General features: G+C 46.5%; 21 protein-coding genes and 1 pseudogene. 9 read left to right on the plus strand and 13 right to left on the minus strand.

Annotation, left to right across the window (positions count from 1 at the left end):
- Window positions 1-2 precede the first annotated feature (2 nt).
- From trmH to gmk, 4 genes are read right to left on the minus strand one after another with little or no spacing between them, the layout of a single operon-like run.
- Window positions 3-692, minus strand: coding sequence for a tRNA (guanosine(18)-2'-O)-methyltransferase TrmH (gene trmH / locus ACLHV8_RS00355; RefSeq protein WP_049006999.1), 690 nt, complete (start codon window positions 690-692; stop codon window positions 3-5).
- A gap of 4 nt (window positions 693-696) precedes the next feature.
- Window positions 697-2,811: a bifunctional GTP diphosphokinase/guanosine-3',5'-bis pyrophosphate 3'-pyrophosphohydrolase gene (spoT, locus tag ACLHV8_RS00360; protein WP_049006997.1), complete on the minus strand. Its 2,115-nt coding sequence runs from the start codon at window positions 2,809-2,811 to the stop codon at window positions 697-699.
- 19 nt (window positions 2,812-2,830) lie between these two features.
- A complete protein-coding gene (rpoZ, locus tag ACLHV8_RS00365; protein ID WP_000135058.1) occupies window positions 2,831-3,106 on the minus strand; it encodes a DNA-directed RNA polymerase subunit omega in 276 nt (91 codons plus the stop codon).
- Window positions 3,107-3,160: 54 nt separating this feature from the next.
- Entirely contained in the window at window positions 3,161-3,784 is a 624-nt protein-coding gene (gene gmk / locus ACLHV8_RS00370) for a guanylate kinase (protein ID WP_028017843.1), read from the minus strand.
- Window positions 3,785-4,034: 250 nt separating this feature from the next.
- Here gmk and ligB point away from each other — a divergent pair, with 250 nt between their 5' ends.
- On the plus strand, window positions 4,035-5,705 hold the full coding sequence (ligB, locus tag ACLHV8_RS00375) for an NAD-dependent DNA ligase LigB (protein ID WP_208595157.1): 1,671 nt from the start codon (window positions 4,035-4,037) through the stop codon (window positions 5,703-5,705).
- A gap of 2 nt (window positions 5,706-5,707) precedes the next feature.
- Here the strand turns inward: ligB and ACLHV8_RS00380 are convergent, their stop codons facing one another.
- On the minus strand, window positions 5,708-6,325 hold the full coding sequence (locus tag ACLHV8_RS00380) for a trimeric intracellular cation channel family protein (RefSeq protein ID WP_028017845.1): 618 nt from the start codon (window positions 6,323-6,325) through the stop codon (window positions 5,708-5,710).
- A gap of 712 nt (window positions 6,326-7,037) precedes the next feature.
- On the opposite strand from ACLHV8_RS00380, the gene ACLHV8_RS00385 reads away from it, so the two are divergent.
- Both ACLHV8_RS00385 and ACLHV8_RS00390 read left to right on the plus strand, forming a co-directional pair.
- Window positions 7,038-7,586: an SLATT domain-containing protein gene (locus ACLHV8_RS00385; RefSeq protein WP_049122221.1), complete on the plus strand. Its 549-nt coding sequence runs from the start codon at window positions 7,038-7,040 to the stop codon at window positions 7,584-7,586.
- The gene (locus tag ACLHV8_RS00390; RefSeq protein WP_213783215.1) at window positions 7,570-8,940 is read left to right on the plus strand and encodes a reverse transcriptase domain-containing protein; all 1,371 of its coding nucleotides are present in this window, start codon (window positions 7,570-7,572) and stop codon (window positions 8,938-8,940) included. The genes ACLHV8_RS00385 and ACLHV8_RS00390 overlap by 17 nt, the downstream gene beginning before the upstream one ends.
- Window positions 8,941-9,182: 242 nt before the next feature.
- Here ACLHV8_RS00390 and ACLHV8_RS00395 read toward each other — a convergent pair whose 3' ends face one another.
- Entirely contained in the window at window positions 9,183-10,274 is a 1,092-nt protein-coding gene (locus tag ACLHV8_RS00395) for a hypothetical protein (RefSeq protein ID WP_063448497.1), read from the minus strand.
- A gap of 188 nt (window positions 10,275-10,462) precedes the next feature.
- Window positions 10,463-10,696 (minus strand): helix-turn-helix transcriptional regulator, encoded by a 234-nt coding sequence (locus ACLHV8_RS00400; RefSeq protein ID WP_074165460.1) that lies wholly within the window; start codon window positions 10,694-10,696, stop codon window positions 10,463-10,465.
- A 284-nt stretch (window positions 10,697-10,980) separates the two neighbouring features.
- Here ACLHV8_RS00400 and ACLHV8_RS00405 point away from each other — a divergent pair, with 284 nt between their 5' ends.
- Window positions 10,981-11,532, plus strand: a complete 552-nt coding sequence (locus ACLHV8_RS00405) for a hypothetical protein (protein ID WP_049121918.1) — start codon at window positions 10,981-10,983, stop codon at window positions 11,530-11,532.
- 31 nt (window positions 11,533-11,563) lie between these two features.
- Here ACLHV8_RS00405 and ACLHV8_RS00410 read toward each other — a convergent pair.
- Window positions 11,564-11,944, minus strand: a pseudogene (locus tag ACLHV8_RS00410) (helix-turn-helix domain-containing protein).
- Window positions 11,945-12,201: 257 nt separating this feature from the next.
- Between ACLHV8_RS00410 and ACLHV8_RS00415 the strand changes: the two are divergent.
- The 3 genes from ACLHV8_RS00415 (at window position 12,202) to ACLHV8_RS00425 (ending at window position 13,775) form a co-directional block, all read left to right on the plus strand.
- Window positions 12,202-12,786: a hypothetical protein gene (locus ACLHV8_RS00415; RefSeq protein WP_084832746.1), complete on the plus strand. Its 585-nt coding sequence runs from the start codon at window positions 12,202-12,204 to the stop codon at window positions 12,784-12,786.
- A 94-nt stretch (window positions 12,787-12,880) separates the two neighbouring features.
- Window positions 12,881-13,375, plus strand: a complete 495-nt coding sequence (locus ACLHV8_RS00420; RefSeq protein WP_333022531.1) for a hypothetical protein — start codon at window positions 12,881-12,883, stop codon at window positions 13,373-13,375.
- 40 nt (window positions 13,376-13,415) lie between these two features.
- Complete coding sequence (locus ACLHV8_RS00425; protein WP_239658883.1) at window positions 13,416-13,775, plus strand: acyl-CoA dehydrogenase; 360 nt, start codon at window positions 13,416-13,418, stop codon at window positions 13,773-13,775.
- Between the two features lie 73 nt (window positions 13,776-13,848).
- Here ACLHV8_RS00425 and ACLHV8_RS00430 read toward each other — a convergent pair whose 3' ends face one another.
- Both ACLHV8_RS00430 and ACLHV8_RS00435 read right to left on the minus strand, forming a co-directional pair.
- Complete coding sequence (locus tag ACLHV8_RS00430) at window positions 13,849-15,111, minus strand: tyrosine-type recombinase/integrase (RefSeq protein ID WP_049121247.1); 1,263 nt, start codon at window positions 15,109-15,111, stop codon at window positions 13,849-13,851.
- Between the two features lie 192 nt (window positions 15,112-15,303).
- A complete protein-coding gene (locus tag ACLHV8_RS00435; protein WP_410376732.1) occupies window positions 15,304-16,167 on the minus strand; it encodes a YicC/YloC family endoribonuclease in 864 nt (287 codons plus the stop codon).
- Window positions 16,168-16,292: 125 nt separating this feature from the next.
- On the opposite strand from ACLHV8_RS00435, the gene rph reads away from it, so the two are divergent.
- Both rph and pyrE read left to right on the plus strand, forming a co-directional pair.
- On the plus strand, window positions 16,293-17,009 hold the full coding sequence (gene rph / locus ACLHV8_RS00440) for a ribonuclease PH (RefSeq protein ID WP_028017853.1): 717 nt from the start codon (window positions 16,293-16,295) through the stop codon (window positions 17,007-17,009).
- Between the two features lie 67 nt (window positions 17,010-17,076).
- Window positions 17,077-17,718 (plus strand): orotate phosphoribosyltransferase, encoded by a 642-nt coding sequence (gene pyrE, locus ACLHV8_RS00445; RefSeq protein WP_028017854.1) that lies wholly within the window; start codon window positions 17,077-17,079, stop codon window positions 17,716-17,718.
- 41 nt (window positions 17,719-17,759) lie between these two features.
- Here pyrE and slmA read toward each other — a convergent pair whose 3' ends face one another.
- From slmA to coaBC, 3 genes are all read right to left on the minus strand, one after another.
- Window positions 17,760-18,356, minus strand: coding sequence for a nucleoid occlusion factor SlmA (gene slmA / locus ACLHV8_RS00450; RefSeq protein ID WP_208595156.1), 597 nt, complete (start codon window positions 18,354-18,356; stop codon window positions 17,760-17,762).
- Between the two features lie 120 nt (window positions 18,357-18,476).
- Window positions 18,477-18,935, minus strand: coding sequence for a dUTP diphosphatase (gene dut / locus ACLHV8_RS00455; protein ID WP_208595155.1), 459 nt, complete (start codon window positions 18,933-18,935; stop codon window positions 18,477-18,479).
- On the minus strand, window positions 18,913-20,124 hold the full coding sequence (gene coaBC / locus ACLHV8_RS00460; protein ID WP_028017856.1) for a bifunctional phosphopantothenoylcysteine decarboxylase/phosphopantothenate--cysteine ligase CoaBC: 1,212 nt from the start codon (window positions 20,122-20,124) through the stop codon (window positions 18,913-18,915). The genes dut and coaBC overlap by 23 nt, the downstream gene beginning before the upstream one ends.
- Window positions 20,125-20,217: the final 93 nt, after the last annotated feature.

Here is a 20,217-nt window from a genome sequence, read left to right on the forward strand (position 1 = left end):
GGTTACCCGGCGTACTGCATGGTGGCCCACCACTCGCCATCGGCTTCAATTTCGCCCTGCGCGTTGACGTGGGGGTAAGGCAATTTTTTCTGTTTCGCAACGCGAGCCAGCACCGGATAACCCCCTTCAAACAGCAGGCGCTGCTGTTCATCTTCCGGCAGCATACTGTTGCTGCGTTTGTACATTCCGGCATTCTGACGCTGGCGCTGCGCTTCATAAAGAATAAGCGCGGAGGCCACAGAAACATTGAGGGACTGAACCATACCGATCATCGGAATGATAATGTCCCGATCCGCCAGATCCAGTGCTTCCTGAGTGATACCGGTTTTCTCCTGACCCATCAAAATACAGGTCGGACGGGTGTAGTCGATCTCGCGGAAATCTACGGCTTTAGCGGACAGGTTAGTGGCAAGTACCTGCATACCGCGCCCTTTCAGGTGGGTTACGGCTTCGCCTATGGTCTGGTGGTGTTTGACAGAAACCCAGCTGTTACTGCCTGCAGCGGCAGATACCATGGTACGCATGCGGGAGCCCGGCCAGACAGCGTGCACTTCATGCACGCCGACGGCGTCTGCAGTACGGACAATGGCAGAAACGTTATGGGGCTTATGGACCTGCTCCATGCAGACCGTCAGGTCTGGCTGACGCCTGGCGAGCATCTCGCAGATACGTGCATAACGTTGTGCATTCATAAAACTAGTTTCTGTTTCGGGTGACTTTAATCACGTCCGGCATGACGCGGATCTTGCGCATAATGTTCGCCAGGTGCACGCGGTCGCGGGCGGTCAGACGAATAAAGGCGCTGTATACGCGGCCATCTTTTTCTTCCGTATTCAGACTCTGAATGTTGGAAGAGGCCGTGTTGATCGCTGCCGTCAGGTTCGCCAGGGCACCCTGGTGGTTGAACATATCCACCTTAATTTCGGTGATAAATTCCTGTGCGGTCTCTTTATCCCACTCGACCGCCATAAACTTCTCGGCTTCTTTCTGGTAGCCGCGAATGTTACGACAGGATTCGTGGTGGATAACCAGCCCTTTGCCCGGGCTGACGTGCGCAATAATCGGGTCGCCAGGGATTGGACGGCAGCATTTTGCGAAAGTGATAAGCACGCCGTCTGCGCCTTTGATAGGCAAATGACCGTGGCTTTGCGTAGCGGGCTGCGCAACGGAGGCATCCCCCTGTTGCAGATTTTTCGCTACCACTACACTCATGGCGTTACCGAGGCCGATCTCTGCCAGCAGGTCATCAAGCGAGGCGAGTTTCATGCGCTCCAGCTCACGCTGAATGTTCTCTTGCGGGATTTCAGCCAGCTTACGGCTGCCGCCCAACGCGTGGTTGAGCAGACGACGTCCCAGACTGACCGAATCATCGCGCTTGAGGTTTTTCAGTAACTGACGGATTTTGGCGCGTGCTTTAGAACTCACGACAAAGTTCAGCCAGGCCGCGTTCGGACGTGCGCCCGGTGCGGTAATAATTTCCACCGTCTGGCCACTGGAGAGCGGCTGAGACAGCGGGTAAGGCTGTCTGTCGACGCGTGCACCCACGCAGGCATGACCAATATCGGTATGCACGGCGTAAGCGAAGTCGACCGGCGTTGCGCCCGCAGGCAGTTCGACAATACGGCCTTCTGGGGTGAAAACGTAAATCTCATCCGGGAAGAGATCGGATTTAACGCTCTCGATAAATTCAAACGAGCTGCCCGCACTCTGCTGAAGTTCCAGCAGGCTCTGCATCCAGCGTTGTGCGCGGATTTGTGCGGTGGTACTGCTTTCGCCACCGTGCTCTTTATACGCCCAGTGTGCGGCAACACCCATCTCTGCCATCTGGTCCATATCTTCGGTGCGAATTTGCACTTCAACCGGCACGCCGTGTGGCCCGATCATCGAGGTGTGCAAAGATTGATAGCCGTTCGCTTTTGGAATGGCGATGTAATCTTTCATGCGACCCGGACGCGGTTTATACAGGCTGTGCATCTGCCCCAGCACGCGATAGCACGTGTCGGCGTCGTGGACGATCACGCGGAACGCGTAGATATCCATGATCGAGTGAAAACGCTGCTCTTTGAGCACCATTTTGCAGTAAATGGAGTACAGATGTTTTTCACGACCGCTGACGCGGCACGGAATTCCCGCTTCCTGTAAACGCCCTTCGATTTCCGAGAGGATCTTTTGAATCATCTCTTTACGGTTACCGCGTGCGGCTTTCACCACCTCTTTAATCACACGATAGCGGTTCGGGTACAACGCTTCAAAACCCAGCTCTTCCAGCTCGGTTTTAATGTGATGGATACCTAAACGATGCGCCAGTGGACTGTAGATTTCGAGGGTTTCACGGGCAATGCGGCGACGTTTATCCGGGCGAAGTGAGCCCAGCGTGCGCATGTTGTGGGTACGGTCAGCGAGTTTGATAAGAATGACGCGGATGTCCTGCACCATCGCCATAATCATCTTGCGGAAGTTTTCGGCTTGCGCCTCTTTCTTGTCGCGGAAATTCAGCTTATCAAGCTTAGAGACCCCTTCCACCAGTTCGGCAACGCTTTTGCCAAACAGCTGTTCCATGTCCTGGTAAGTGGCAGGGGTATCTTCAATCACGTCGTGCAGCAGAGCGGCCATCAGTGTTTCGTAGTCGAGTTTCATCTCGGCCAGAATACAGGCTACCGCTACCGGGTGCGTGATATAGGGTTCACCGCTTGAACGTGTCTGGCCCTCGTGAGCGTCACGTGCAACGAGATACGCCTGCTGAAGACGCTTAATCTGGTCTTCAGGCAGGTAGGTTTGAATCAGTTGATTCAGGCTTTCAAACAGATACAAGGGCGACCCGCAGGTTTAATTAACGACGACCTTCAGCAATAGCGGTTACGGCCTGCAGTTCTGCGGCTTCCTGCTCTTGCTGCTCCTGGCGCTCGCGCACGTCGAGGATCTGGTTGTTAATCAGACCTTCTTCGATTTCGCGAAGTGCAATAACGGTAGTTTTATCGTTTTCTTCCGGTACCAGCGGATCTTTACCGCCTACCTGCATCTGACGAGCGCGACGCGCGGCGACCAGCACCAGGTCAAAACGGTTACCAATTTTCTCTACAGCGTCCTGAACAGTTACGCGTGCCATACTTAAAATGCTCCACAGGTGAAGAAATGACTGGGCATGATACTGAAAGTGGGTTCAGTCTGCCAACAGTTTGGTGATTAATGCGTCATGTCGCTGCTTCTGGCGGCTCATACGCAGACGTTCTGCGCGAAGAATGGTTTTGAGATCGCTCAGCGCGGCATCAAAATCATCATTCACAATAAGGTAATCATATTCCGCGTAATGGCTCATTTCTGCAACTGCCTGTTCCATACGCTTTGCGATCACTTCTTCGCTGTCCTGGCCACGACCGCGCAGGCGGCGATCCAACTCATCTTTCGATGGCGGTAAAATAAAGATGCTGCGTGAGTCAGGCATCTTCTTGCGAATCTGCTGTGCGCCCTGCCAGTCGATATCCAGGAACACATTTACGCCAGTTGCCAGAACTTGCTCAATGGTTTCACGCGAGGTGCCGTAATAGTTACCGAACACTTCTGCGTGTTCAAGAAACGCGTCTCTGCCAATCATCGCTCTGAATTCGTCGTGATTCACAAAGAAATAGTGTTCACCGTGTACTTCACCCGGACGCGGCGCTCGCGTGGTGTGAGAAACAGAAACCTGTGTGTCGTACAACGGTTGGGTTTTTAACAGTGCCTGAATAAGGCTGGATTTACCCGCGCCACTTGGGGCAGAAACAATATAAAGCGTGCCTTGAGCCATGAGAGTCTTTTGTATGTGTTAGCGAAGAAGTCCTACATACGGGCTTATTATACACGTCACCGCTCTGTGACGTAGTCTTTGTCACACTTTTTCCCCTCGAATATTGAATTTTGCGTGCCGTTTTCAGGTTTTATCTGTGGTTTTCTGCAACCAAAAGAAATACCGGACAGCGTCTCGCATTGTGAAACGTTGACGTTAGCGTTGTGTCAGGCATCCGGGTATACCTCCTGCAACACAAAGGAGGGTTGAGATGTGGCAATGGATAAGCGGGTTAATGCTGTTGTGGTGTGGTTATGGGGTTGCTGTGTGTCCGGTGTGGTCACAGGCAAAAGCAGAGAAAGAAATTGCGTCCTTAAGTGCGCAAATCAAACGCTGGGATGATGCCTACTGGAAACAGGGCGTTAGCGAGGTCAATGACGAGGTATACGACCAGCTTAGCGGCCGGTTAAAACAGTGGCAGCACTGTTTTGGCAGTGAATCACTGGATGCCGCCATTCCTGCCCTGACGGGAAATATCAAACATCCTGTCGCCCATACCGGGGTCCATAAAGTGGCCAGTAAAGAGGCGCTTCGCACGTGGATGCATGCCCGGCACAATCTCTGGATGCAGCCAAAAGTCGATGGCGTGGCGGTGACGCTGGTCTATCGTGACGGAAAGTTAATTCAGGCCATCAGTCGTGGTAATGGCCTTAAAGGTGAGGACTGGACTGCACAAGTGCGTTTGATCCCGTCAGTCCCTCAAGACGTGTCGGGTGCGCTGGCAAACAGTGTCCTGCAAGGGGAGCTTTTTTGGTTGCGCGAAAACCACATTCAACGACAGATGGGGGGATTGAATGCACGCGCAAAAGTGGCGGGTGCGATGATGCGGCAAAAGGACAACGCGCTTCTGAAACAGACAGGGATATTTATCTGGGCCTGGCCGGATGGACCCAAAGATATGCAAAGCATGTTGTCTGAACTTACCAGTGCAGGGTTTCCTCTGACGGCGCGCTATACCTTGCCAGTTGAGACTGTAGAAGGCGTCGATAAACAGCGTTCAACGTGGCAAAACACGGCATTACCCTTTGCTACGGATGGCATTGTAGTGCGATCCGCAGATTCTCCCCAGGGTGAAAACTGGTTGCCCGGGGAAGGTAACTGGGTTGTCGCGTGGAAATATTCCCCTGCAACACAGGTAACAGAGGTCAGTGATATTCGTTTTACCGTGGGGCGAACGGGCAAAATTTCCGTTGTAGCAGCGCTGGAACCGGTGCTACTGGATGATAAACAGGTGCAGCGAGTGAGCCTGGGATCGGTCGGTCGTTGGCAGAGTCTGGATATTGCCCCGGGCGATCAGATACAGGTTAGCCTGGCCGGTCAGGGTATCCCCCGGTTTGATAAGGTGGTCTGGCGAGGAACGGACCGACAAAAACCACTCCCTCCGCCCTCGCGTTATCATTCAATGAGCTGTTTTTATGCTTCACCGGAGTGTATGGAACAATTCTTTGCGCGGTTGACGTGGCTCAGCTCAAAGCAGGTATTCAACATTGAAGGTTTAGGAGAATCAGGATGGCGGGCACTCTGGCAAGCACATCATTTTGAACATCTCTTTTCATGGCTGTTATTAACTCAGTCGCAGCTGCAGTCTACGCCGGGGTTTTCCGCTGCGCGTGGGTTAGCGCTCTGGCATCGCTTTAATCTGGTGCGTGAGCAACCTTTTATTCGCTGGCTTATGGCGTTGGGTGTGCCGCTGACACAGGCCTCGCTGAAGGCGATGGGGGACATGTCCTGGCAGAAGATGAGCGCGCGTAATGAAAAGGACTGGCAGTCCTTGCCGGGGACGGGAGAGGAGAAAGCGCGGCAAATCGTTAACTGGATGCACGCGCCTCAGGTAGATGTGCTGGCAAAGTGGCTAGCGGAGCAGCACATCAAGGGATTTTGACATCAATGAGCGCTGTGTTTGTAGTGAAAAACAGGCAGTCCAAGCTTCAGCCGCAGCGCCAGCATGCGCGCTGTAAAGCCGAACAGCAGCGTGGAGATGACCACCACATCATGGTTCGACACGTAATGTTGCAGGGCGATATACAGCACTGCTGCTGCGAAGGATATGCCGGCATACAGCTCTTTTTGAAAGACCAGAGGAATGCGTTTGCAGAACATATCGCGCAGTACACCTCCGAATACGCCCGTGATCACCGCGGCAATGGTGGCAATAACAGGTCCTTCACCCATATCGAGCGCGATTTGTGCTCCGATGATCGAAAAGACGATCAGCCCCAGTGCATCAAGCACCAGGAACAAGCGGCGCAGATGAGGCATAACGGGGGCAACAATGGTGGTTAATACTGCGGCTGTCGCCACGATAATCACATACTCGGGGTGTTTAACCCAACCGAGTGGGTAATGACCAAGCAGGATATCGCGTACAGAACCGCCGCCCAATGCGGTAGCAGTGGCGATAATGATCACACCGAAGGTGTCCATCCGGCGACGTCCGGCGGCGAGTGCGCCAGTCATGGCCTCTGCGGTGATACCAATAATATAGAGAATGTGAAGCAACATATAACCTCCGGAGTGAACGTGGGGAGGTTAGCGATTTGTGCGCAAGATCACGATTGAGATTTTCTAAGGCGATTCAGTTTGCCATATAAAATATTATCAAGCCTTACCGTAAATGGCTTATGAATGGTGGTGAGATGAGAAATCCCGGCATGTAACGGATTAGAAATAATAATGGATGACGCCATCCGACGCCATCCGGAAGGTGTTACTCGATTGGATCTGAATGTTGAGTATCGCTATAAGTTGTTTGATTTTCAAGGTTTTTATAAAATATTGTTTTCGAGTAACTACACCCTTAAGTACAACGAAAACAGACCCTATACTTAATTGCTCAAAGTATAGCGGCCATTCTTGCGTGCAAAAACTGAGTTAAGGTGTCTTATACATAACACACGATATATGTAACAAGGAGGTCTATGCCATGCTACGAATAGCAGTTTTGCCCGAAATGGGGCTTGCAACAATTTTTTAGGGTGAAATCGGCAGCAATAGGCTAATAATAATGAAAAATCGGGTTGACGGTAGCTTAGGTAAGTTGTTATTAGTATATTTGGAAGGGCAGGTTTTTCCTCTTACCTACGTAAGGGTGGCTCTAATAAAGAACAGCTTATTTTTTGGCTGTTGTTGGGCTTCGGCTCACTGATCCTCCGGGATGTTCAACGGTTCTCAATAGTTCCTGTCCTTTCTTTCTTCAAACTAACAGGGGGATTTTGTGCGGGATAATATTTGGTTTACTTACAAAGCTCGTATAAACGCACATCATCGTCTTGAAATGATGGAAAAACATTCGCAGTTTCTTCTTGTCTGGTATGCTATTTTGGGAGCGGTGCTTTCTGTTGTAACAATACGTTATCCTAAAATTATTGGAGATAATACAGATATTTGGGCTGCTATTCTGTCTATTGTTTTACTCGGTGTGTCGCTAGTAGTATCTAATCTGGATTTTCGTGGGCGAGCTATTGCAATGCGAAAAAATTATTTGGCTCTCCAGAAACTATATGCTGAAATTCCTCAAGAACACTCTCTCACGTCAGCTCAAATTGCAGCATATAATGATCTCTTGAGCGAGGTTGAGAACCATAAAGAAATCGACGATAAAATGGCTAGAGTTTCCTCCCATTTAACATTAACAACGCGAAACCCAACTATAGAAGAGATAAAAGAAGTTAGACGCTTTAAAAGAGTAAGGTTCACCATTACATCTCTATTATATTTAACTCCTTTGATTCTAATGTGGATTAATTATGAATGCGGCGCGTAAGTTTAAAGGGAAATATTCCATAAGGAATCTTAAATCTATTTATCAAAACAAAATAAAAAGCTCTGGGGCTATAGGTATAGATAGAGTCCGTCCATCGAGTTTAGAAAAAAAACTTAATGATGAACTGGAACTTATTTCAAAAAAAGTTAATGCTGGAATCTACAAATTCACAGCATACAAAGAAAAGTTAATTTCAAAAGGTGCAAGCTCTAATCCTAGACAAATTTCGATTCCCACTGCTAGAGATAGAATAACTCTAAGAGCATTATGTGAGTGCTTGTCAGATGTATTTCCCGAAGCGAGACTTAAGTTACCACATACTGTCATGGATTCTTTAAAGGAGGCATTGCACGAAAAAAAATTCACAGAATATGCCAAGATTGATCTTAAATCTTTTTACCCTTCAATTGATCACTCACTTATAGAACACGCGATAAAAAGCCGAATCAGGAAAAAAGAGTTTAGATCACTAATTATGTCGGCATTAGCTGTACCTACAGTTAATGAATTCAAGGGTAGTAAGCATGCCATGCCGAATACAAAAGGCGTCCCTCAAGGGTTAGCTATTTCTAATATCCTTGCCGAAATATCGCTTGGAAAGTTTGATAATGAATTGTCATCTGATCCTAATATATGGTTTAAAAGATATGTTGATGACATATTAATTTTAACTACTTCCGGTCAAGCAAGTATCGTAGCAGAAAATATTATCAGAAAATTAGAATCAATAGAGCTTAAACCACATCCGCTCAACGAAGAAAACTCTAAATCAGTGGTGGGTGTGATAGGTACACCCTTTAGTTTTTTAGGATATCAAATTATTGGTGAAGAACTTTTAATTAAAAGGGATAGTATTCTTCGTTTTGAGTCATCACTCGCAAAGATATTCACTGCCTATAGACACGCGCTTTCGCAGGCTAAAAATAAGCGGGATAAAGAAAAATCAATCGCTTATTGTCAATGGAAACTCAATTTAAGAATTACAGGGTGTATTTTCGGTGGTAAACGTCTTGGTTGGGTTTCTTATTTTTCTCAGATTTCAAGTACTGCTCAATTACGAGCAGTTAACCATACTGTTACAAAATTTATTAAGCGATTTGGACTGGGTGATGATATCAAAGCAAAATCCTTGATAAAGACATTTTATGAAATAAATCGTGGAGTGGCATTTACATCAAGATATATCCCCAATTTTGACAATCTCACTATAGAACAGAAACGTGAAGTAGTTTCTATGTGGATTGGCAGAGAGGCTGCTAACAAATTGAGGGACTCTGAGGTGGAAAGGAAGTTTAATTACAAGATATCATCCGCAGTTAAAGAGCTTGAAGAAGATATCACTGGGATATCTTAAGTAAAATATTTGTAAGTGTGCATAACCTGTTTTTTATTACAACCAATGTTTGTTTTTATAATGTAGCGTGACGTGGTAGTTATAGTGATTTCTATTTTTAATTACGGCAGTTACTGATGGGTGAAATTGAAATAGATAAATGGCTTTATTATGGTGGTTATTCTGGAAAAGGCTATGATTAATCATAGCCTTTTCCTAATTGAAATTTTTACGCTAAATAAATAGATATGAAGTAATAGATTTTATTTTCTGGTTTGTTGATTTTTTCGATCTGACTCTTTGTTATGTAGAAAGAAAACAGACGATATGTTAAATATGCTACTTAATCGTTCAACGCAGAGCGACCACTGCTCCCAAATTGTATTCTTATTGAGTAGCTCAATCTCATGCTTAACGATTATGCCAATGACCTCACGGGGCAAACGTGAGTTCTGAATGTTTCGCATGATAGAGCGTTTCAATGCCGCTATGCTGGGTTCTGCTGGAATCGCGCGAATGTATCCCTCAGTTAGTAGCTCATATGCTAAATCGTCCGAGTAGACTTGAAGTCGTTCGAAGGGGTTTCCCATACTCAGAAGGTGAGCCAGCATCAGGGCATTACCGCTCTTGCTCGTAGGCGTGGCATTGGGTTGGTATCGGGACTCGATACGCAAGAATTGCCGATGCTCATTCAGATTGATGTTAATGAGTCTGGATTTCTCCCGAAAAGTGAGTTGTTTGCTTCCATGAGCATCTATCTTCTCATAGCAAAGAATATATAAAATAGAACGTGAACTGCCGATCCTGACACTCGGTAAACTCTTTTTATTATTGCGATACGATGTTTTTCCTGCTCGTTCTAATCCCCATATATAGTTATCTAATTGACAACCATAAATATCGACAGCAACATCTATTCGTGTAATCCATGATCGTGCCAATAGGTGATAAAATACTTCCCCTAATCGCTGATTCATCCACGATAATAGATTATCGATCTTACTTGCAGTCAGATGTTGGGGGTGGAAATCTAAACGTATACCTCCTGTGTTATGATTTATTGGTGAATAGTCAATTCGTAATAAAACTGGAGAGTTTTCTTTGATTCCCATGATTAATAACGCGTTACGATAGGGTTTACCTTTTTTGTTTTTTATGTGTCTCACTCTATATTTTTTATAGTTACTTTTTCTCATTTTTCTAAGTTTAGAATATACTCTCATCATCTCAGCTTTGTTGAGAAAGCAACTTACAATTGCAAGTCCATCAATTCGCATTTTTAATGAATGTCCAAAATTGTCTTTACCAATTCTCATAGAAGAACAAAAGTCGATATTGTGCTTATTTAATAGCATTGTTATTCCTTACGGCTGATAGCCATATATGGAATAGAGAACAATGACAGTTAATACTTACCCTAATAGGGTGTAAATGCTCCTAATGGCTATTGAAGCATGTTTAACTGATATATTATCTATTCAGATATACTATGTGTGTGTATATAACGTGCTATTAGAGCAACGGTATATTGGTTATGGGAGGGTTAATTCGTCTGTTCCTGCGCTAAAGGTACTTTTTGGCGACTAGTAATCCATTGAAGTATTTCTTCCTCTCGCCATGCAATCGCACGAGAAGAATTACTTTGGTCATTTGCCCCACCTGTTAAGCGAACTGGTTCAGGGAAGTGGCCTGCTTTGATTTGGCGATATAGCGTTGCACGGGATATAGCGCACAATTCAAGAACCATTTTCATCTTGATCAAACGTGAAAAATTCATCTCAAAACCTGTTCGATTTGCGTACCGGATTGATACGAAGATTCTTTACAGTTTTCGATTTAGACGTTTTTATACTGATTTTTATTATCTGACGATCAGATTTTTTGTGATTTAAAGTGTTGATATTAAATGAAATTTTTATTGTGTTTGGTGTCAAAATATCTGATCGTCAGATTTATAAAAAATGATTTTAATCTGATCATCAGATCCAGTCTTGACAATCGTCTATCGAACATTAATCTGATCGTCAGATCTGATATTTTTAACACGTGGTTGGAATAAGAATGACGAAAAAAACAAAAGCAGAAAAAGTTAATGAGTTAGCTGTTAGAAGAAAAAGGGATATTGAATATCAAAATAAGCGTAAAGAGAAACTTGAAAAACTTGGCGAGCATAGTATTACAATAAGATTGGATAATGCTGATTATGAGTCGTTATCGGATATTTGCGAAATTTTAGGATATCAACGTCCAGAGGCAAAAAAACGTAACCTGATAGAAATTTACTCAGCCAGTTTGATTCACTTGCTTCGTATTGAAAGGGAATCAACGATTTACAAACCTAAATCACGAAGAGCTAAAAACTTTTATCGGTTATATAAAATTGTGAATCATTTAAAACATGATAAAAATTACTCTGATAATGAAATCATAACAAAGATGACATCTGATAAAATGCTCACTCCCTTATCGGTGATGAAAGGAGCGAAAAATTCTTCGTGGAATGAAAAAGCACTAAAAAGAGTATTGGATAAAGAAAAGGTAATTGAGGCGTTAAAGAAAATAGATGGCGATTTTAAAAAATCTTTACTCATTAAGTCATCAGGAATAGAATAATATTCCTGTCTGAAATAACTCTTGATATTTATTACTGTTTGGTATATTCATCAAGAAGCATAATCAATATACGCCTCTGCTTATGTGTCAGCCGAGGCCAAATTTTTTCAAATCGGCTTTTCAGATCCGTATCCTTTACTGGTACATATTCGAGTTGTTACTGTTTATGGCTATCTGGTTCCGTGAAACAATCAATGAAAAACCAGCTAATTGATGTATCAAGTGTAATGGCGATATTCACCAGATGCGCCACGTTGATCTTGTTTGTTCCGCGCTCGTATCGCGATAGTTGTTGGTGAGATATATCAACGAGTTCTGCTAAATGCTGAGCTGTTATTCCCAGTTCTTTACGACGCATTTGAATGCGTTGGCCTACCTGTTTGTCTGCACTGTCCGAAGATAACTGAGCCATACTTACCACTCTTCACCTATAAAATGTCTATAGATGGAAGTTTGTGGTCATTTTGCTCTTGTATGAACATTATCTATAGATTATAAATGTATTTTGCGCATCTATAGATGTGGTGGTGAAGGGAGGGGAGCAAGAGAGTGGATACCTCGTAATCAGCCGCTTTTAGGGGAGTAAAAGTTCATTTGTTCCCGTAATAAGAGGTCTTTTTGATAAGTCTATAACAAACTCTTAAACGAATAGCTTGTTTGGCATGGCTGATGAGAAAACAAGAAATATTGATTATCGAATCACGCAGTGATCAGGATATTTATGATGGCAGATGCGAAGGCGATACATTAAAGCGCGTCCTTCAATTACAGGGTGTTAGTGCAAAAAGTATAGAGGTGATTAACGAGGAAATGTTTATTAAAGCCTTAAACATAGCCAAGCGAGAAAATATAAAATACATTCATATCAGTGCGCACGGTTTTGATGAGGGTTTTTCTCTTACTGACGGTGATATTGTTACGTGGCGTGATTTCGACCGTCTTGCATGGCCAATTTTACGAGGCAAGTGTATTTGTTTCTCAAGTTGCTCTGTTGGCAATGGAGTAGCAGAATTATTTACTCTGCATAAATCTTTCTGTAATGCAATTGTTGCTCCAACAAGAAATATTAGTTGGGGGGAAGGGTTGGTTGCATATTCTGCATTTTACCATCGAGCACAATCACACGAAAATTCATCTTCCCAGAATGTAAAAGTAATGAATCATATCGTTGGTGCAGGAACTTTTAAACTTATCGAGTCACCTTATATATCACGAACCTATACGATTGGAGCCTTCATGAACAATATTTTATGAATAAAGAGCGTGTTTTATTTAATCTAATTTGTCGTTTAAGATAAACGACAAATTAACAAGGGTTAGAGATTGACTGTTTTTGAATAGGTGGATTATGAGCGAGAATCTTTCTGCTTCACAGAAAAAGATTAAGAATGAAATAGTTCTTAGAGCTATCGGGGCTGGTGCTGGCATCGCATTTTTAATTGCGGGTGTTGTTTATTTTATTTTTGCTATTGAACCTATGTTTGCGAGAATAGGTTTGTCTTTAATAGTATTTACGGTATCTTTTTTTATTGCAACTAAGGTTACTATTTATTTTCTCTCCGGTGATTATCAATGTGAAGCTTGCAATGCAACATATAGTATTGAGCTGATTGATACAGAAGAGATATTTTTATCCGCTATACCTCGTAGTGCAATCAAAAATGGAGGTCGGGTAATATCAGGTGATCGTGAAGGTAAGCATATTGTAATACATGAAAATTGGACGGAAGAAAAATATGATGTTACCAGAAAATATCGTTGTGTTGTTTGTGGTGACACATATCATGAGCAAGGTGTGGAAACAAGAAAAACTAGCTTTTCAAGTACAAAAACTTATCGGTAATGATTTGTTAGATTAAATTTTTTATAAAGATAACAGAATTATGATGAAAAATATAACGATAGCATTTATTTTAGTCACAAGTGTATCTCTGGCACATGCTGGCGAATATGTTAAACGTAATGGTATTTTATCCCTTTCTCCGAGAGGTGAGATTGCTGAATTCAACATTAATGCTTCACATGGTGATACATCAATATGTGAAGTATATGGTGAAGCTATATCAATTGGGGCAGAGAAAGGACTACGTAATCAATGGGTGTATAGCGATAAAGAAAGTATGTGCACAGTAGTTATCAGTGAAAAACAAAATGGCACCATGCAGGTTATTACTGACAAATGTGACAACTATTGCGGTGTATCAGCTATAGGTGCTATGGATGGGAAATACAAGAAGAAATAATTAGTGTGGGAATGCCAATTCCTAACCTGAAATAACTCAGGTTAGGAATAAGGGTTTTAAAACAGAGGGAAACTTACGCAATATCTTTTCTTAATGGTGTTACGTTATAATTCTCACCTTTTTCTAACGATACGAGTAAATTGTTCCATAGTCCTAAAGCTGCTTTGCGTTCATCAAAATATTGGTAACGATTATAAATACCTTCAACGCCCTTGATTCGATGATTTAAGCATCGTTCAGCAACTATGGGATCTATTCCCAGCGCGGCCAGATGTGATCGCGCTGTACGCCGGAAATCATGAATAGTGAAGTTAGGGACGTTAGGCATGTTGGCTTTAATTTTTCCTAACGCTACAGATAATGTACTTTCCTGAATATGGGGGATCATTCGATGCTGCATTTTTCTGGCCGGAAGAACCCACTTACTATTACATGACATACAATGAAGTTCCTGTAGCCATTCAAGCGCAGGAGCAGGAATAGGGATATCGATCGCATCGCCGTTTTTTACCCGTTCAGCAGGCAGATGCCAGATGGCATTTTTAAAGTCGAATTCTTCCCACGCAGCGCCGCAAAACTCCATTTTTCGGCAGCAGAAAACCAGAATAAGTTTCATGGTTAACTCATTTTGACGTGAGAAACCCTTTGTCTTTGGCATGGTCTGGAAGAACTGCACGAGTTCTTCACGACTAAGCCAGCGCTCCCGGCTTTGTTCCTGTCCACCAGCATCAGCGATTTCAAAAGCGCCAGTAGGATTAGTTTCCAACATATGCCGTTTTATGCCGTAATCGAATATGCGGCGAGTCCATCTCAACACATCGTTAGCGATTGTCGGTGCACCACGCTGGACGATTTTTTGCAGCATGTCATCAATATGGAAGGGACGAACATCTTCAATTCTGAGGTGCCCGATATTAGGGTTGATGTCCTTGTCTATGCGACGGCGCAGAATGTCTGGATTCTTCCAACGGGTCAGGATCTGGCGTTCAAAGTATTCGGCGGCTAACTCTGAAACACGTAGTGCGTGTTTTTCTTCCTCCATTTTCTTCAACGCTTCTGCTTTGCGTTCTTGCTTCTCGCCCGCTACGTCATGGCCCAGAGCGACACGAGCGGAAAGCTCTTTAGCGATTTCCCGCGCTTTGGCAAGTGAAATGCTGGAGTAGTAGCCGATGAGCATCACTCTGGCTTTACCCGCCATTTTGTAACGAAAGCGCCAGAATGGGGCGCTATATGTCTCTGGAAAACAGATATATAGCCCATTTCCATCGGAGCGTCCCGCGAAATGTTCTTTGTTTTTTATCCATGTACGAATCTGTATGTCTGTCAATTTGCTCATATGTCACTCGTTACCAAATGGGGTGTACTTAAAGTGGTGTACATAAAACCGAGTAAGTACACCTTTAAGTACACCTAAAACATGCGCTGTAGTGATACGATATGAGACTATATAAAACAAAAAAAGCCATTTTTTACAATGGCTTTTTTAGACAGTGAGATGTGATGAGACTCTATGAGATCGCGTGAAACGTTACTCGATATTCTGGATCTGCTCGCGCATTTGCTCAATCAGAACCTTAAGTTCAATCGCTGAGTTGGTTACTTCGGCATTGATCGACTTAGACGCCAGGGTGTTCGACTCGCGGTTGAACTCCTGCATCATAAAGTCCAGACGGCGGCCCACAGCTTCCTTCTTCTTCAGGATGTTGTAGGTCTCTTTAACGTGCGCTTCCAGACGATCCAGCTCTTCAGCTACGTCAACGCGCTGCGCCATCAGCACCAGCTCTTGTTCCAGACGGTTATTTTCCAGCTGAACTTCGGCTTCTTCCAGTTTGGCGACCAGGCGCTCGCGCTGCCATTGCAGCACTTCAGGCATATGGGTGCGCACTTTCGCTACTTCAGTGCTAACGCCTTCAAGACGCTGCTCAATCATCGCCTTCAGTGCCTGACCTTCGGTTTCGCGGGCAACGATAAAGTTATCCAGGGTGCTGTCAAGGGCACTGAGAATTTCAGCGGCAATGGCATCCAGGTCCTGCTCACCGGCGGCCATGACGCCTGGCCAGCGCAGAATATCAACCGGGTTGATTTCGCCTTCATCGCTCTGCATTTTGACCCAGTTCGCTGCATTAACGAGCTGTTTTGCCAGTTTTTCGTTGAGGATCAGTTCGCCCTGCGCGCTGGCATCAGGCTCAAAACGCAGGTTACATTCCACTTTACCGCGCGTCAGACGCGTACGGATTCGCTCACGTACGACGGGCTCAAGGCTGCGGAACTGCTCCGGCATACGGAAATAGGTTTCCAGATAGCGCTGGTTTACCGAGCGCATTTCCCAGGTAGCGCTACCCCAGCTACCCTTGATTTCACGCCGGGCGTAGGCGGTCATACTGCGGATCATAGATATTCCCGTTTTTAAAGGAGAGATGGGGGGATTATAGCTTTCGGGGGCTTCTCAGGATAGGAATAAGCGTCCTTTATCCGTATAATGCGCAGCCACATTCGTTTCAAGCCGGAGAATTCATCATGCGTCCAGCAGGTCGTAGCGCCAATCAGGTGCGTCCCGTCACCCTGACCCGTAACTATACAAAACACGCTGAAGGCTCCGTGCTGGTTGAGTTTGGTGACACCAAAGTACTGTGTACTGCATCTATTGAAGAAGGTGTTCCGCGCTTTCTGAAAGGTCAGGGCCAGGGCTGGATCACGGCTGAATACGGCATGCTGCCGCGTGCGACCCATACCCGTAATGCCCGCGAAGCGGCAAAGGGTAAACAGGGTGGCCGTACCATGGAGATTCAGCGTCTGATCGCGCGTGCGCTGCGCGCCGCCGTTGATCTGAAAACGCTCGGTGAATACACCATTACCCTTGACTGTGATGTGATTCAGGCAGACGGCGGTACGCGTACGGCGTCGATTACTGGTGCCTGCGTAGCGCTGGCCGATGCCCTGAATAAACTGGTTGCAGCCGGTAAGCTGAAAACCAATCCAATGAAAGGGATGGTTGCAGCCGTTTCCGTGGGTATCGTTAACGGCGAAGCGCTTTGCGATCTGGAATACGTGGAAGATTCCGCTGCCGAGACGGACATGAACGTGGTGATGACCGAAGACGGTCGCATCATTGAGGTGCAGGGCACTGCAGAAGGTGAGCCATTCACCCATGAAGAACTTCTTACCTTGCTGGCTCTGGCCCGAGGGGGAATCGAATCTATTGTAACGACGCAGAAAGCGGCGTTAGAAAATTGATTTTAAAGGCGACCAATGAGTCGCCTTTTTTTTGCCTGTAAGACAGAAAAACCAAAGGAGCAAATCCATGAAATCGTATCAGCGCCAGTTTATTGAGTTTGCGCTTAACAAGCAGGTACTTAAGTTTGGCGAATTTACGCTGAAATCCGGGCGTAAGAGCCCCTATTTCTTCAACGCCGGGCTGTTTAATACCGGGCGCGATCTGGCATTGTTAGGCCGTTTCTATGCCGAAGCGCTGGTGGATTCCGGGATTGATTTTGACCTGCTGTTTGGCCCGGCCTATAAAGGCATTCCGATTGCGACCACCACAGCGGTGGCGCTGGCAGAACATCACGACCGCGACGTGCCATACTGCTTTAACCGCAAAGAGGCCAAAACCCACGGTGAAGGTGGAAATCTGGTCGGCAGCGCGTTGCAGGGCCGCGTCATGCTGGTCGACGATGTAATCACTGCAGGCACAGCAATTCGTGAATCTATGGAAATTATCCAGGCCAATGGCGCGACGCTTGCAGGCGTGCTGATTTCTCTGGATCGTCAGGAACGTGGTCGCGGAGAGATCTCTGCCATTCAGGAGGTGGAGCGCGATTACAACTGTAAAGTGACGTCGATTATCACCCTGAAAGATCTGATTGCGTATCTGGAAGAGAAGCCTGAGATGGCGGACCATCTTGCAGCGGTACGCGCATATCGAGAAGAGTTTGGCGTGTAATGTTATTGCCCGGAAGCGCTACGCTTACCGGGCCTACGGCGTTACTGCAATTGGGTAGCCACTAACGGCCAGCGGGCGTCAAAATCGTCCGTTGGACGGTATTTGAATTCGCTACGCACAAAGCGGGAGAGCATCCCTTCGCAAAACGCCAGAATCTGGCTTGCCAGCAGCGTCTCATCAGTGTTGTAACCTTCCCCTTCACGCATTTTCTTCTCACGCAGAACCTGGCGCAGTTGCGCTTCAATGCGCTCGAAAAGCTGGTTAATGCGGCCCTGCAGTCTGTCCTGCTCAAACATCAGGGCATGACCGGTCAGGATACGGGTTAAGCCCGGATTGCGTTCACCAAAGCCAAGGACTAACAGCACAATCAGACGCAGACGCGCGGTGGTGTCTTTTTCGTCTTTCAGAATCAGGTTGATGCGCGTGATCAGGCTGTCTTCGATAAACTCGATCAGGCTGTCGAACATCCGGGTTTTGCTGGGAAAATGACGATACAGCGCCGCCTCAGACACGCCTACAGAAGCGGCCAGTTTCGCGGTGGTGATGCGTTGACTGCCATCGCTGGATTCAAGCATCAGAGCCAGAGATTGAAGTATTTCTTCGCGACGATTCCTTTTCGCGGTTTGTTTTTCTGCCATGTTACAAAATACCCCTGAAAATAAGCACTTGCCAGGCTGGCATCCACACAGCGACCGCAAACTGAGGCTTGCGGTTTGTTATTGCATTATGGCGCTGTGGGACGCGTATTTATTGGGCGATTATTTACGCCCGGAATGGCCGAAGCCGCCTTCGCCACGGTCGGTGGCGTCAAAGTCTTCCACCAGGTTAAATTCTGCCTGTACCACCGGTACGAAGACCATCTGCGCAATACGCTCGCCAGGTTCAATGGTGAAGCTGTCCTGACCACGGTTCCAGACGGAGACCATCAGCTGACCCAGGTAGTCGGAGTCGATCAGGCCAACCAGGTTACCCAGCACAACGCCATGCTTATGGCCCAGGCCAGAACGTGGCAGGATCACTGCGGCGAGTGATGGGTCAGCAATGTGGATCGCCAGACCCGTCGGGATCAGAGTAGTGGCACCCGGAGCCAGTTCTACGGCGTCATCGAGACAGGCTCGCAGGTCAAGTCCGGCAGAGCCGGAGGTGGCATAGGTTGGCAGCGGAAATTGCTCGCCAACACGCGGGTCCAGAATCTTAACGTCGATTTTTTTCATCATAACGGGTAACGATCTCGTCCAGTAATTGTTGGCCCAGGAGTTCCTTGCGCTCAAGCGGTAAGACTTTATCTCCATCCTGCCAGAAAAGGTGCAGTGCGTTGCTGTCGCTGTTAAATCCTTGCGTGGCCAGCGATACGTCGTTCGCGCAAATCAAATCGAGGTTTTTGCGGGTACGTTTTTGCCGGGCATATTCTTCCACATTATTTGTTTCTGCGGCAAACCCAACAACGTAAGGTCGATGGCTTTTTAGTGCGGCGACACCGGCAACGATATCCGGGTTTTTCACCATTTTTATTGTTAATTCATCACCTTGCTTTTTGATTTTAGCCTCGGCGATGGTCTCGGCGCGATAATCTGCGACGGCCGCACAGCCGATAAAAATCTGTTGGTTTTGCGCATGTGCTTGTACTGCGGCTTCCATTTCCAGCGCGGTAGTCACATCAATGCGCTGAACAAACGGCGGTGTAGGTAATGAGACCGGGCCGCTCACAAGCGTAACGTTTGCACCGCGCTTTGCTGCCGCTGCCGCAATCGCAAAGCCCATTTTACCGGAGCTGTGGTTAGTGATGTAACGCACCGGATCCAGCGGTTCACGCGTTGGGCCCGCGGTAATCATGATATTGAGATGTTGCAGATCGTTGACAGGGGAAAAATGGGCTGCAGCCATATCAACGATAGTCAGCGGGTCGAGCATACGTCCTGGGCCGATATCACCACAGGCCTGACTGCCGCTATCCGGTCCCCAAATTAACAGGCCACGAGCGGCCAGCGTCTCCAGATTATGCTGGGTGGCGGCATTGCGATACATCTGCTGGTTCATCGCGGGTACGACGGCGACGGGGGCAGGCGTGGCCAGGCAAATGGTTGAGACCAGGTCATTTGCCATGCCGGCCGCCACACGAGCGATTAAATCTGCCGTGGCAGGGGCAAGAATAACCAGGTCAGCCCATTTCCCAAGCTCAATATGGCCCATCGCAGCTTCGGCTGCCGGATCAAGCAGGCTGTCAGATACCGGGTATCCTGAAACGGCCTGCAGGCTCAATGGAGTGATAAAGGCTTTACCGCCTTCGGTGATCGCGACCCGCACATCGGCTCCACGCTCACGCAGACGACGCACCAGTTCCGGCGCTTTATAAGCAGCAATACCGCCGCTCACGCCAAGAACGATTTTTTTACCGGCCAGGCTCATCATGATTCTTTCCTGTTGGGGTTCACCAGAGAGCGGGCATTTTATCACAATCCCTAATATGGGGTGATTTTGTCCTTCGGACACTTTGCGAGG

This window comes from Enterobacter sp. CPE_E863, from assembly GCF_046521465.1.
GTDB classification, from domain to species: Bacteria; Pseudomonadota; Gammaproteobacteria; order Enterobacterales; family Enterobacteriaceae; genus Enterobacter; species Enterobacter adelaidei.